This is a genomic window from Pseudomonas sp. GM79 (assembly GCF_000282495.1).
In the GTDB taxonomy this organism is placed as follows: domain Bacteria; phylum Pseudomonadota; class Gammaproteobacteria; order Pseudomonadales; family Pseudomonadaceae; genus Aquipseudomonas.
This window is the reverse complement of sequence record NZ_AKJE01000010.1, coordinates 41,304-54,822: the sequence shown is the minus strand read 5'-3', so window position 1 is coordinate 54,822 and position 13,519 is coordinate 41,304. Positions and strand designations below refer to the sequence as shown.

Here is a 13,519-nt window from a genome sequence, read left to right as displayed (position 1 = left end):
TGGCTGCCGCCAAGCCGGTAACTCCGGTCAGCACGGCGAACTCCTCCACTGCTCCGACACCTGCTGTAACCCCGACTGCTGCGCCGGCTCCATCGACGCCAACCAGTCAGTCCTGATTTCAGGACTAAAAAAACGCCCGGCCTGCGAAGGTCGGGCGTTTTTGTTTGTGCATGGATTCTAGAAAGCACCACAAATCCAATGTGGGAGCGGGCTTGCTCGCGAAAGCGGTGGGTCAATCGATATCAATGTTGAATGATGAATAGCTTTCGCGAGCAAGCCCGCTCCCACAGGGTTAGTCGTGCTCTTCGAGGTACTGCAATGCCAACCGCTCGGTCGCAACCTTGACAGGCGGCAGCAAGTGCGGCGCCACCAGCATCATGATCTGATATACCACCAGTCGCACTTCACCTTCACGGTCGAGAATTCGCTGATAGTCCAGTGAGAACAGCAACGTCATGGTGATTTGTTCCACCAGCTGCCCCAGTGCCTGGGTGTCACTGACCAACTGACCTTGAGCTTTCAATTGCGCCAGCAATGAAGCCAGTGTGCGCTTCAACGCATTGAGCAGATTGCGTATTCCCTTGGCCAGTTTCGGCAGGCGGCCGGCAAGGTTCGACAGGTCCTGGAACAGAAACCGGTAATGGGCCAGGCGTTCGATGATCAGGTGCAGGAACAGCCAGTAATCCTCGGGCCCCAATTCCACATCGGACGGTGGGTCGAGCAAGGGCGTCAACTCGGCCTGGAAGCGCTCGAACAGCCCGAGGATCAGCGGTTCCTTGCCGTGGAAATGGTAGTAGAGGTTGCCCGGGCTGATGCCCATTTCGTTGGCCACTTCCATGGTGGACACATTCGGTTCGCCCTTCTGATTGAACAACTGCAGGGCACATTCGAGAATCCGGTCGCGGGTTTTCATCCAGTCTTCTTAATGGTCGAGTCATGCCACGGCCATTGGCGGCCGTGGTTCGTTAAACGTCAGCGCACGCGCACGTAAGTACCGGGTGCCGCCTCCATCGGTGGATAGTTCTGGTTGCCGAGGGCCATCCGGGTTTCGTGTTGTGCGCCGGAGCGTTCCTGAATCCAGTCCAGCCATTGCGTCCACCAACTACCGTCGACGCGCTTGGCGTCGTAATACCAGGCCCGCGGGTCGCTGCTCAGTTTCGGATTCTCGACGTAGTTGGCTTTCGGATTGTTCGGCGGGTTGAGAATGCTCTGTACATGACCGCTGTTGGACAGCACGAAGCGCCGCTCGCCCCCCAGCAGTAATGTCGAGCGATACACCGCATCCCATGGGGTGATGTGATCATTCATGCCTGCCACGCTGAAGCTGTCGACGGTGACTTTCTGCAGGTCGATCGGCGTGCCGCACACTTCCAGCCCGCCAGGATGACTCAGCGGGTTGTGCTTGAAGAAATCCAGCAGGTCGCCATGAAACGCTGCTGGCAGACGCGTGTTGTCATTGTTCCAGTAGAGGATGTCGAACGCCGGCGGCTCCTTGCCCATCAGGTAGTTATTGACGAAGTAATTCCAGATCAAGTCGTTGGGACGCATCCAGGCAAACACCCTGGCCATGTCACTACCTTCCAGAACGCCCCTCTGATACGAGCGGCGCTTGGCCGCTTCCAGCGTCTGTTCATCGGCGAAGAGGGTAGCCGGGCTGTCTATCTGGCTGTCGAGCATGCTGACCAGGTAGGTCGCGCTGGACACCCGTCGTAGCTGCCGCTTGGCCTGCAAATGCCCTTGCAGCGCGGCGATGGTCAGCCCACCGGCACAAGCCCCCATCAGGTTGACCTCGCGAGCGCCGGTGATTGCCCGGCACACATTCATCGCTTCTTCGACGGCTTCGACATAAGACGACAGCCCCCATTCGCGATGACGCACATCGGGATTGCGCCAGCTGATAATGAAGGTCTGCAAACCGTTTTTAAGGGCGAACTGAACGAAGCTGTTGTTGGGGCTCAAATCGAAAATGTAGTACTTGTTGATCTGTGGCGGCACGATCAGCAATGGCTTGGAATACTGCTTTTCGCTCATCGGCTTGTACTGGATCAGCTCCAGCAGCTCATTGCGAAACACCACCGAGCCGGTAGTGGTGGCGACCGTTTTGCCCACCTCGAATGCTTGTTTGGTGACTTGTCTTGGCAGGCCGTTGTTGTGCAGGACATCGTCGACCAGATGGCCGATACCCCGCACCAGACTATTGCCGCCGGAGTTGAAAAATTCCTTGATCGCCAGCGGATTGAGCAGGGTGTTGGACGGCGCCACGGCGTCATTGATCAAGGCAAAGGCAAAGTGGGCGCGGGCACGATCGTCCGGGCTCATGTTGCTTTCGTCGATCCAGCTTTTGACTTCTTTCTGCCAGCTCAGATAGGCCTGCAGACTGCGGCGATAAAAGGGATTGAGGCTCCACGTCGGGTCGGCAAAGCGACTGTCTTGCGGGTTGGTCGGATGCAGGGTTTCACCCAACAATACGCGGCCCAACTGGCCGCCCAGCTTCAAGGCATGCCGGGCCGTATACACCGGGTTGCGCAGGCCGTGGGTGGCCAGGCTGCGCAAGGTCGAAAGCAGGTCCCGGCCGCGCAGACCGGTAACCGCACTCTGAGCATTGATGAATGCAGCGGGAGTGGGCAAAGAGCCCTTCGCTGGTTTGTCGCGCATGAGTTAACACTCCTTCGTCATCAGGCCAAAAACAAACACACCCGAACAAAACACCATAGACGTTGTTGCGGGTTGTTGCGCGGCACGGCCTCCTGCCGACTCCTTTTCATAAACAAAAGTCGGGGTCGGTTAACCGCCCGATGGCGCCGGATGTGGATGCATTACTGCGCGCTGACGTTCTTCCTCAAGAAACTTCATGATGATCGGTGCCACCGCTTCGGCGCGGGTAATCAAGAACAGATGGCCGTCGTCGATGATGTGCAGTTGGGCGTTGGGAATTCGCCAAGCCAGCATGCGCATGTTGATCAGCGGGATCAGTGGGTCGTCGTCGCCGGCCAGTACCAGGGTCGGTTGATGGATTTTGTGCAGCCAGTGAATGCTGGTCCAGCCGAGACCGGCGAACAGCTGCCAGTAATAACCGAGTTTGCCTGCCGAACGAACCCTGGCGGCGTGACTGGCTGCCAGGGTCGGATCGCGACGGAACGAGCCGCCGTAGATCATCGGTGCAATGCGGATCACATGGGAGGGCTGGATGTAGCGTCGCGGGCTGGCCATCATCATCAGCACTTTAGGCTTGCCCGGAACCATCACGGTGCCTGCCGCCGTGGCCGCCAGCACCAGCTTCTTGCAGCGCTCGGGATAGTCATGGGCGAACTGCTGCGCCAGAGCGCCGCCCCACGAAACGCCAATCACGTTGACTTGTCCGTAATCGAGATAGTCGAGCATTCGCGCCGTGAGTTTTGCCAGGCCCGAGAAGCGATAGGGTCGATTGGGAGTCGATGAGCCGCCGACACCGGGCACGTCGAAGGCAATGACTTCCAGGTCCGGATCCAGAGCCTGGACGAACGGGAATATCAGCTCCAGGTTGGCGCCGATGCCGTTGAAAATCAGCAAGGGCGTCAAGTGAGGCTTGCCGGGGCGTACCGCTGTGCGGAGGGTCTGGCCATCCAGGTTGACGGTACGGAATACGAACGGTTGCGGCATGCACGAAGCCCTGTAGGTTTTAAACGCTGATCGGGCCGTCCCGGGCCGTCGCAGAATGTTCGAGGCTGGCCTCGAGAGTGATTGATAGAGATCGCGGCACCTCCCAGTGCCGCGGACTGCGTGTTACCTGAAACTCAACGCTCGTGTACATAAGTGCCTGGCGCCGCTTCACCCGCTGGATAGGCCTTGTTGCCAAGGTTGGCGGGGGACTTTTTCAGCTTGCCCGAACGCTCGGCCTGCCACGCCTGCCAATGCAACCACCAGGAATCGGTGTGCTTGGTGGAGTTTTCCATCCATTCTTCGGCATTGACCGGCATGTCGGTGCTGGTCATGTAGCGCGCTTTCGGATTGCCCGGAGGGTTCAGGATGCTCTGGATATGCCCGCTGCTGGACAGCACGAACTCGACCTTGCCGCCGAACAGCTGCGCGGATTTGTAGCAGGACTTCCACGGAGTGATGTGATCGTTGGTACCGGCCAGGGAAAAGATGTCGGCAGTGACCTGCTTCAGGTCGATCGGTGTGCCGCACACTTCCAGTGCGTTGGAGCGGATCAGTGGGTTGTTTTTGAACATCTCGATCAGGTCGCCGTGGAACGCGGCCGGCAAGCGAGTGGTGTCGTTGTTCCAGAACAGAATGTCGAAAACCGGAGGCTCGTTGCCCAGCAGGTAGTTGTTGACCCAGTAGTTCCAGATCAGGTCGTTGGGGCGCATCCACGCGAAGACTTTCGCCATGTCACGGCCTTCCAGCACACCGGCCTGGTAAGAATGGCGCTTGGCGGCTTCAAGGGTCTGCTCGTCGACGAACAGAGCCACGTCGCTATCGAGGGTGGTGTCCAGCACGCTGACCATCAGCGTCAGGGCGTTGACCTTCTTCTCGCCGATCGCCGCGTAGTGGCCCAGCAGGGCGGTGCAAGTGATGCCGCCAGAGCAGGCGCCAAGCATGTTCACGTCTTTGCTGCCGGTGATTGCGGTGACCACGTCGACCGCTTCCTTGAGCGCTTCGATGTAGGTCGACAGACCCCACTCGCGCTGCTCCTTGGTCGGGTTGCGCCAGCTGACGATGAACGTCTGCACATTGTTGCGCAGGCAGAAGCGCGCCAGACTCTTGTCCGGGCTCAGGTCGAAAACATAGAACTTGTTGATCTGTGGCGGCACCACCAGCAGTGGGCGTTCATGCACCTGCTCAGTGATCGGTCGGTACTGGATCAACTCCAGCACATCGTTGCGAAACACCACTGCGCCTTCGGTCACGCCCAGGCTCTTGCCGACTTCGAATGCACCCATGTTGACCTGGCTCGGCATGCCACCGTTGTGCACCAGATCCTTGGCCAGGTGGGAGAGACCGTCGAGCAGGCTTTTGCCGCCGGTTTCGAAGAAGCGTTTGACCGCCGCCGGGTTGGCCGCCGTGTTGGTCGGGGCCATGGCTTCGGTCATGAGGTTAATCACGAAATGCCCGCGAGCGACGTCCTTGGGCGAAAGATTGCTGTCATCGATCCACGCGTGAAGCTCCTTGCGCCACGCCAGATAGGTTTGCAAATAACGTTTATAGAGCGGGTTCTGACTCCAGGCCGGATCAAGGAAGCGACGGTCATCACTTTGCGGTTGAAGCTCGGATTTTCCAAACAGCACGTTCTTCAGTTCGATGCCGAAATGAGCGACATGCCTGGCACTGTGGATGGGTTGTCTGATGGCCTGGGTCAGCACCATTCGGGCAGAGCCCAAGAGATCCTTTCTACGTAGTCCAACAACAGGATTCAGCCCCAAGGTATTTTCCGAAGCCTGAAATTTCAAGTCATCGTTAAGCTTGTTACTCATCTACGACGCTCCATTGTCCTGAGACGAGTACCTGAGCCCAGCTGTGTAGTCACACAGCAAACGCCAGGTACTACTGCTCGGGTGACCGTTAATTGCGAATAGCTACAAATGCACGGAACTTGCCAGCTCCATTGGTTACCCGAGTTTAATTTTTTTCGCAAGCGGGCCAATCGTTGACACCGCAGCGGAGCATTCAAACAGATGGAATTAGAAAATGCCCTCTAAACAGCCAGAGGCCTGTATTAGAGCATCAGCTTGACGACCGATTCATTCGGATCGCGGGTCTTTCCAGCCGCTTTGAGTTCAGCAAGATAATCGTTCCAAAGATCTTCTTGGCGCACTGCCAGCTGGTACAGATATTCCCAAGTGAACAGGCCGCTGTCATGGCCGTCGTCGAAGGTCAATTTCAGTGCGTACTGACCGGCCGGTTCGACCTTGCTCAGGCCGACGCCGATCTTGCCAAATTGCAGGATAGGTTTGCCGTGGCCCTGGACTTCGGCGGAAGGAGAATGCACGCGAAGGAACTCGGCGGGCAGGTGATATTCCTCGCCGGACGCGTATTTGAGCGACAGGGTTTTTGAGGCTTTGTGGAGTTTGATGTCGGTGGGGAGTTGGGTCATGGCTGGCAGTCCGTCTGTGTGGGAGACCTGGTGGAACCTGATCTGCAAAACACCACAGTTCAAATGTGGGAGCGGGCTTGCTCGCGAAAGCGCTGTAACAGTCAACACAGATGTTGAATGTTACGGCCTCTTCGCGAGCAAGCCCGCTCCCACAGGGTCCGCTACCGCTGTAAGTATGGCTTACAGGATATAACGAGACAGGTCTTCGTTCTGCGCCAATTCGCCCAAGTGGCTGTTGACGTAATCGGCATCGATCAGGATCGGCTTGTCCTCGTGGGTGCTGGCCAGATCACCGGCGCTGAACGACACCTCTTCGAGCAGGCGCTCGAGCAGGGTATGCAGGCGACGGGCACCGATGTTTTCGGTTTTCTCGTTGACCTGCCAGGCGATCTCGGCGAGACGCTTGATGCCGTCCGGGAGGAATTCGATGAGCAGACCTTCGGTTTTCAGCAGTGCACAATATTGCTCGGTGAGCGATGCATGCGGCTCGCTGAGGATGCGCTCGAAATCTTCCGGGCTCAGGGCCTTGAGTTCGACCCGAATCGGCAGGCGACCTTGCAGCTCCGGCACCAGATCGCTCGGCTTGCTCAGGTGGAACGCACCGGAAGCGATGAACAGGATGTGGTCAGTCTTGACCATGCCCAGTTTGGTGTTGACGGTGCAGCCTTCAATCAGCGGCAGCAAGTCGCGCTGTACGCCCTCACGGGACACGTCGACGCCCCCGGAGTTGCCTCGCTTGGCAACCTTGTCGATTTCGTCGATGAACACGATGCCGTGCTGCTCGACGGCTTCCAGGGCCTTGGCCTTCAATTCTTCTTCGTTGACGAGGCGACCGGCTTCTTCGTCGCGAACCAGTTTCAGCGCTTCCTTGACCTTGAGCTTGCGGTTTTTGCGCTTGCCCTTGCCCATGTTGGCGAACAGGCTCTGCAGCTGGTTGGTCATTTCTTCCATGCCCGGTGGCGCGGAGATATCGACGCCGGACACTTCGGCCACTTCGATTTCGATCTCCTTGTCATCCAGCTGACCTTCACGCAGGCGCTTGCGGAACAGCTGACGGGTGTTGGAATCGGCCGACGGTGCAGCGTCCTCGTTGCTGAAGCCCATGCGTGCCGGTGGCAGCAAGGCGTCGAGGATGCGTTCTTCGGCAGCGTCTTCGGCGCGGTGGCGAACCTTGGTCATTTCCTGTTCGCGCAGCAGTTTGATCGCGGCGTCGGCCAGATCACGAATGATCGATTCGACGTCGCGGCCGACGTAGCCCACTTCGGTGAACTTGGTCGCTTCGACCTTGATGAACGGCGCGTTGGCCAGTTTGGCCAGGCGACGGGCGATCTCGGTTTTACCGACACCGGTCGGGCCGATCATCAGGATGTTCTTGGGGGTGACTTCGACGCGCAGCTCTTCAGGTAGCTGCATCCGGCGCCAGCGGTTACGCAAGGCGATGGCGACGGCGCGTTTGGCATCGTCCTGGCCGATGATATGGCGATTGAGTTCGTGGACGATTTCACGGGGGGTCATGGGCATAGTAATTGGCGGTCCTCAAGCAAAAGTGAGCCGTGGCGCAATGGCCTGCACAGGCTTACTCAGCGAGATCCTGCTCCTCGATGGTGAAGGTGTGGTTGGTGAACACGCAGATGTCGCCGGCGATGCCGAGCGCTGTTTCGACGATTTCCCGAGCCGACAAATCGGTTTTCTTCAACAGGGCACTCGCGGCAGCCTGGGCGTAACCGCCGCCGGAACCCATGGCGATCAGGCCTTCTTCGGGCTCAACCACGTCACCGTTGCCGGTGATGATCAGGGAGGCATCTTTGTTGGCGACCGCGAGCATGGCTTCGAGGCGGCTTAGGGAGCGGTCGGTGCGCCATTCTTTGGCGAGTTCGACGGCAGCGCGAACCAGGTGGCCCTGATGTTTCTCCAACTGGCCTTCGAAACGCTCGAAGAGGGTGAAGGCGTCAGCGGTGGCCCCGGCAAAACCGGCGATAACCTGGCCGTGGTAGAGGCGGCGAACTTTCTTCGCGTTGCCTTTCATCACGGTATTACCGAGCGAAACCTGGCCGTCGCCGCCCATGACGACTTTGCCGTGGCGGCGAACTGAAACGATGGTGGTCAAGGGAGAGTCTCCACGCAGCGGGGCGAAAATGCCTTATGCCAACTCATATGGGGGTGGTGGAGCGTTTTTCAACTGTAGGACGCGGCGGGGGACGAGCGGTGCGAGGCGCGTAGGAGCTGCCGAAGGCTTGATCGTTCCCACGCTCTGCGTGGGAATGCCTCAAGGGACGCTCCGCGTTCCAGCTCTAGAAAGGGGCGCGGAGCGTCCCGGGCTGCATTCCCACGCGGAGCGTGGGAACGATCATGAAGGGTCAGCGGCTTTGGCGTTGTTGTAACAACAGGTTGCTGAAGCCGCTGCCCGCCAGTTGCTTCTGAGCGGTGGTCAGCTGTTCGCGGTTGCTGAACGGGCCAACCAGCACCCGATACCAGGTCTCGTCCTTCACCGTGCCGGATTCAACCGCCACGGCCTGACCCAGCAGGATGATCTGCGCACGCACCTTGTCGGCATCGGCTTCCTTGCGGAACGAACCGGCCTGCAGGAAGAACTTGGTCACCGGTGCAGCTTTCGCCACGGGCGGCGCTGGCGGCGGGGTGATGCCGGCCAATGCCGCTTGAGCCCGGGCCGTGTCGATCTTCGCTGCTTGCTCCGGTGTCACCGGCGTGGTCGGAATGGCCGGCACTTGTGGTGTCGGCAGGGTTTTCTCCGGCACCGCGTCCGGCGGCACGATGACTTCCGATTCCGGCAGCAAGGTGTAGAAATCGTACTTCGGCTTCACCGGTTGCGTCGGGCTCGGCGGAGTCTTGTTGGCCTCGGCGATCTTGGTGGCTTTCTGCTGCTCGATCTTCTCGCGCTTGACGGTATCGCTGCCCTTGCCCGGCTCCAGCTTCATCAGGAACACAATGAATGCACCGACCGTCAGGCCGATGGCCATCCACAGCCAGCCCGGGATCGGTTGCTTTGCAGGAGCTTGGTAACGGCTGGCGCCACGCTTGGGGGCAGGTTTTTTCTTGGCAGCCAACTTACATGCGCTCCAGAGTTTCCAGACCCAAGAGTTCCAGGCCTTGCTTGAGAGTGCGGCCGGTCAGCGCGGCGAGGCGCAGACGGCTCTGCATTTGCGCCGGGGTGTCGGCGCCGAGGATCGGGCAGTTCTCGTAGAAGCTGGAGAACAGGCCGGCAACATCGTACAGGTAGGTGCAGAGAATGTGCGGCGTGCCTTTGTCGGACACGTTGTTCAGTATTTCGCCGAACTGTGCCAGTTTCGCGGCCAACTCATGTTCGTGCGGCGCTTCGAGGGCGATCTGCCCTTCGACTTCGCTGAAGTCCTTGCCGAGTTTGCGGAACACGCCGGCCACCCGGGTGTAGGCGTACAGCAGGTATGGCGCGGTGTTGCCTTCGAAGTTCAGCATCAGGTCGAAGTTGAAGCTGTAGTCGCTGGTGCGGTGCTTGGACAGGTCGGCGTATTTCACGGCGCCAATGCCCACGACCTTGGCGATGTTGCGCAACTCGTCTTCGGCAAGCTCCGGGTTCTTCTCTTTCACCAGTGTGTAGGCGCGTTCCTGGGCTTCGGTCAGCAGGTCGATCAGCTTCACGGTGCCGCCATCACGGGTCTTGAACGGACGGCCGTCGGCGCCGTTCATGGTGCCGAAGCCCATGTGTTCCATTTCCATCGGGTGCGTCACGAAACCGGCCAGGCGCGCGACCTGGAACACTTGCTGGAAGTGCAGGGCCTGGCGCTGGTCGACGAAATACAGCGCACGATCGGCCTTCAGCACGCCGCTGCGATAACGCACGGCTGCCAGGTCGGTGGTGGCGTAGAGGTAGCCGCCGTCGGCCTTGACGATGATCACCGGCAGCGGGTCGCCGTCGGCGTTCTTGAATTCGTCGAGGAACACGCATTGAGCGCCGTTGCTCTCGACCAGCAGGCCAGCGGCCTTGAGGTCGTTGACCACGTTGATCAGGTCGTCGTTGTAGGCGCTTTCGCCCATTACGTCGGCCATGGTCAGTTTGACGTTCAGCAATTCGTAGATTTTCTGGCAGTGCGACAGCGAGATGTCTTTGAACTTGGTCCACAGCGCCAGGCAGTCCGGGTCGCCGGCTTGCAGCTTGACCACCAGGCCGCGGGCGCGATCGGCGAACTCTGCGGATTCGTCGAAGCGTTGCTTGGCGGCGCGGTAGAAGTTTTCCAGGTCTGACAGCTCATCGCTGGTGATCGGGTTTTCCTGCAGGTAAGCCATCAGCATGCCGAACTGGGTGCCCCAGTCGCCAACGTGGTTCTGGCGGATCACTTCGTCACCGAGGAACTCCAGAACCCGAGCCACGCCGTCGCCGATGATGGTCGAACGCAAGTGGCCGACGTGCATTTCTTTGGCCAGGTTCGGGGCCGACAGGTCGACCACGGTGCGCTGCACCGGACCGGCTTTGCGCACGCCGATGTGGTCGTCGGCCAGCGCCGCGTCCAGGCGGGTCGCCAGGGCTTGAGTGTTCTGGAAGAAGTTCAGGAAGCCAGGGCCGGCGATTTCGGCTTTGGAGACGTTCTCGTCAGCCGGCAGCGCGGCGATGATTTTCTCGGCTAGGTCACGGGGTTTCATACCGGCAGGCTTGGCCAGCATCATGGCGATGTTGCTGGCGAAGTCGCCGTTTTTCTTGTCTCGGGAGTTTTCCACCTGGATCGCCGGCGACAGGCCTTCAGGCAACACACCTTCGTTGACGAGTTGGGTGATGGCTTGTTGGATCAGCTGGCGAATGGTGTCTTTCATGGTCTTCTCTTTCGACCGCTAGCGCGGCGGCGCTTCGATGCGCTGGTGGAAAAACTGGGCATTATCCGTTGCGAAGACGGGCTTGCCAACTATAGCGGGCAGGTTATGGATATGTGGTGACTATTAGAGCCTCTTCGCGAGCAAGCCCGCTCCCACAGTTAATCTGCAGTGTTCATGCATTATGTGTCTGGCACAAAACCCGTGTGGGAGCGGGCTTGCTCGCGAAGGCGATCTCTAAAATCAGTACAAATCCACAGGATCGACATCCAAGGACCAGCGCACCGCCCGCCCACTCGGCATCTGCTCCAAAACCAGCAACCAACTGCTCAGCAATCGATGCAGCGGCGCCCTGGCCGTGGCTTGCAGCAACAACTGCGCGCGATAACGCCCGGCCCGGCGCTCCATCGGTGCCGGCACCGGCCCCAGCAACTCAATCCCGGTCAGATTCTGCTCGGCCAGCAAACGCTCAGCCTCGCTGCACGCTTCATCGAGGAAGCCTTCGGCCTGCCCCGGTTTATGCGCTTCGGCCCGCAGCAGTGCGAGATGCGCAAACGGCGGAAGCCCTGCGGAGCGGCGTTCGCTCAACGCCTGTTCGGCAAAGGCGAAATAGCCCTGTTCGGTCAGTTGCACCAGCAGCGGATGGTCCGCCAGGTGCGTCTGGATAATCACTTTGCCAGGCTCTTCGGCCCGCCCCGCGCGCCCGGCGACCTGGACGATCAACTGCGCCATGCGTTCGCTGGCGCGGAAATCGCCGGAGAACAGTCCGCCGTCGGCATCCAGAATCGACACCAGGGTCACCCGTGGAAAGTGGTGCCCTTTGGCAAGCATTTGTGTGCCGACCAGAATGCACGGCTGGCCTTTTTGAATGGTGGCGAACAGTTGATTCATCGCGTCTTTGCGTGAAGTGCTGTCGCGGTCGACCCGCAGCACCGGGACGTGCGGAAACAAAATCCCCAGGCGTTCTTCGGCGCGCTCGGTACCGGCGCCCACAGGCCGCAGATCGACCTTGCCGCACTTCGGGCAATGGCGGGGCACTCGTTCGACGTAGCCACAATGGTGGCAACGCAGTTCGCCGGAGCGCTGATGCACGGTCATTCGCGCGTCGCAGCGCTGGCATTCAGACATCCAGCCGCAGTCGTGGCAGAGCAGCGTCGGGGCGAACCCTCGGCGGTTGAGGAAAACCAGCACTTGCTGGCCGGCGGCCAGGGTCTGACCGATGGCTTGCTGCATTGGCCCGGAAATGCCGCTGTCCAGCGGACGACTTTTCACGTCCAGGCGCAGGAACCGTGGTTGCTTGGCGCCACCGGCCCGCTCATTCAGGCGTAAGAGACCGTAACGACCGGTGTAGGCGTTTTGCAGGCTTTCCAGCGAAGGTGTGGCGGATCCGAGGACAATCGGGATGTTTTCCTGCCGGGCGCGGACCAGTGCCAGGTCGCGGGCGTGGTAGCGCAGGCCTTCCTGCTGTTTATAAGAGCCGTCGTGCTCTTCATCGATGATGATCAGGCCGGGGTTTTTCATCGGCGTGAACAGTGCCGAACGGGTACCGATAATAATGTCGGCCTCACCATCCCGTGCCGCCAGCCAGGCTTCCAGGCGTTCGCGGTCATTGACTGCGGAGTGGATCAGCGCGATGCGCGCATTGAAGCGCTGCTCGAAGCGCGCCAGGGTTTGCGGGCCGAGGTTGATCTCCGGGATCAGCACCATGGCTTGCTTACCGGCCTCGAGGGTTTCGCGGATCAGCTGCAAATAGACTTCGGTCTTGCCGCTGCCGGTGACGCCAGCCAGCAGGAACGCGTGATAACTGTCGAATCCGGCGCGAATCGCTTCATAAGCGGCGCGCTGCTCCGGGTTGAGCGGCAATTCCGGTTGCGCTAGCCAGTGTTCGTGGCGGGCGCCGGGGGCGTGCTTGCGGATTTCGACTTGCACCAGATCCTTGGCCAGCAACAGATCGAGGCTGTCCTTGCTCAGCATCAGTTTGCTCAGCAACTGATGAGCGACGCCATGGGGATGCTGGGACAGGGTTGCCAAGGCTTCACGCTGGCGTGGTGCGCGGGCGATGCGCGGATCATCGAGGCTGGCGCCGGGTGCGGCGGACCAAAAGCGTTCCTGACGAGCCTCGGCCAGTTCACCCTGACGCAACAACACTGGCAGCGCCCAACTCAACGTGTCGCCGAGGCTGTGCTGGTAATACTGAGAGGTCCACAGGCACAGCTTGAACAGCGCGGGCGGCAGCGGCGGCGTGGCGTCGAGCAGCGCCAGGGCCGGTTTGAGCTTTTCTACCGGCACTTCGCTGGTGTCGGTGACCTCCACCAGAATCCCGATCATCTCCCGCCGGCCGAACGGCACCCGCAAGCGCATGCCAGGGTGCAACTGGGCACGCAAGATACCGGCCGGGGCACGATAATCGAACAGGCGGCGCAGAGGCGAAGGCAGGGCGAGGCGCAGAATGGCGTTGGGCACGCGGGGGGATCTCTCTGGGCGGGCAGTAAGAAAGGCTGAGCGCAATCCCTGTGGGAGCGGGCTTGCTCGCGAAGAGGCCCATGCAGTCGGCATCTTCATTGGCTGTCAGGACGCTTTCGCGGGCAAGCCCGCTCCCACAGGTTTGCGTGCTGATGATCAGCATCTGGGGCGCGAGCCTAGCAG

The 13,519-nt window shown here is 60.1% G+C and carries 11 protein-coding genes; 1 reads left to right on the top strand and 10 read right to left on the bottom strand.

Translation table 11 applies throughout. The features are described from left to right. Window positions 1-181, top strand: a 181-nt coding sequence (locus PMI36_RS32225) for a hypothetical protein (protein WP_274517741.1), incomplete at its 5' end; no start/stop codon positions are given. 111 nt (window positions 182-292) lie between these two features. Here PMI36_RS32225 and PMI36_RS27010 read toward each other — a convergent pair. From PMI36_RS27010 to PMI36_RS27055, 10 genes are all read right to left on the bottom strand, one after another. Beyond that, window positions 293-913, bottom strand: coding sequence for a TetR/AcrR family transcriptional regulator (locus PMI36_RS27010; RefSeq protein ID WP_008067663.1), 621 nt, complete (start codon window positions 911-913; stop codon window positions 293-295). A 59-nt stretch (window positions 914-972) separates the two neighbouring features. After that, complete coding sequence (gene phaC / locus PMI36_RS27015; RefSeq protein ID WP_008067661.1) at window positions 973-2,655, bottom strand: class II poly(R)-hydroxyalkanoic acid synthase; 1,683 nt, start codon at window positions 2,653-2,655, stop codon at window positions 973-975. Between the two features lie 129 nt (window positions 2,656-2,784). Beyond that, entirely contained in the window at window positions 2,785-3,639 is an 855-nt protein-coding gene (gene phaZ / locus PMI36_RS27020; protein WP_008067658.1) for a poly(3-hydroxyalkanoate) depolymerase, read from the bottom strand. Between the two features lie 134 nt (window positions 3,640-3,773). After that, complete coding sequence (gene phaC / locus PMI36_RS27025; protein ID WP_008067657.1) at window positions 3,774-5,453, bottom strand: class II poly(R)-hydroxyalkanoic acid synthase; 1,680 nt, start codon at window positions 5,451-5,453, stop codon at window positions 3,774-3,776. A 242-nt stretch (window positions 5,454-5,695) separates the two neighbouring features. Next, window positions 5,696-6,073: a gamma-butyrobetaine hydroxylase-like domain-containing protein gene (locus tag PMI36_RS27030; protein WP_008009230.1), complete on the bottom strand. Its 378-nt coding sequence runs from the start codon at window positions 6,071-6,073 to the stop codon at window positions 5,696-5,698. A 180-nt stretch (window positions 6,074-6,253) separates the two neighbouring features. Next, a complete protein-coding gene (gene hslU, locus PMI36_RS27035; RefSeq protein WP_007899245.1) occupies window positions 6,254-7,594 on the bottom strand; it encodes an ATP-dependent protease ATPase subunit HslU in 1,341 nt (446 codons plus the stop codon). A 55-nt stretch (window positions 7,595-7,649) separates the two neighbouring features. Then, complete coding sequence (hslV, locus tag PMI36_RS27040) at window positions 7,650-8,180, bottom strand: ATP-dependent protease subunit HslV (RefSeq protein WP_007899242.1); 531 nt, start codon at window positions 8,178-8,180, stop codon at window positions 7,650-7,652. A 250-nt stretch (window positions 8,181-8,430) separates the two neighbouring features. Then, window positions 8,431-9,138: an SPOR domain-containing protein gene (locus tag PMI36_RS27045; protein WP_008009226.1), complete on the bottom strand. Its 708-nt coding sequence runs from the start codon at window positions 9,136-9,138 to the stop codon at window positions 8,431-8,433. Between the two features lies 1 nt (window position 9,139). After that, complete coding sequence (gene argS / locus PMI36_RS27050) at window positions 9,140-10,876, bottom strand: arginine--tRNA ligase (RefSeq protein WP_008067656.1); 1,737 nt, start codon at window positions 10,874-10,876, stop codon at window positions 9,140-9,142. A 240-nt stretch (window positions 10,877-11,116) separates the two neighbouring features. After that, entirely contained in the window at window positions 11,117-13,336 is a 2,220-nt protein-coding gene (locus PMI36_RS27055) for a primosomal protein N' (protein ID WP_008067655.1), read from the bottom strand. Window positions 13,337-13,519 lie beyond the last annotated feature (183 nt).

What these genes read in the sequence shown, in the direction of transcription:
- PMI36_RS27010 (WP_008067663.1), bottom strand. Translation starts at nt 913, where the DNA reads ATGAAAACCCGCGACCGGATTCTCGAATGTGCCCTGCAGTTGTTCAAT.
- phaC (WP_008067661.1), bottom strand. Translation starts at nt 2,655, where the DNA reads ATGCGCGACAAACCAGCGAAGGGCTCTTTGCCCACTCCCGCTGCATTC.
- phaZ (WP_008067658.1), bottom strand. Translation starts at nt 3,639, where the DNA reads ATGCCGCAACCGTTCGTATTCCGTACCGTCAACCTGGATGGCCAGACC.
- phaC (WP_008067657.1), bottom strand. Translation starts at nt 5,453, where the DNA reads ATGAGTAACAAGCTTAACGATGACTTGAAATTTCAGGCTTCGGAAAAT.
- PMI36_RS27030 (WP_008009230.1), bottom strand. Translation starts at nt 6,073, where the DNA reads ATGACCCAACTCCCCACCGACATCAAACTCCACAAAGCCTCAAAAACC.
- hslU (WP_007899245.1), bottom strand. Translation starts at nt 7,594, where the DNA reads ATGCCCATGACCCCCCGTGAAATCGTCCACGAACTCAATCGCCATATC.
- argS (WP_008067656.1), bottom strand. Translation starts at nt 10,876, where the DNA reads ATGAAAGACACCATTCGCCAGCTGATCCAACAAGCCATCACCCAACTC.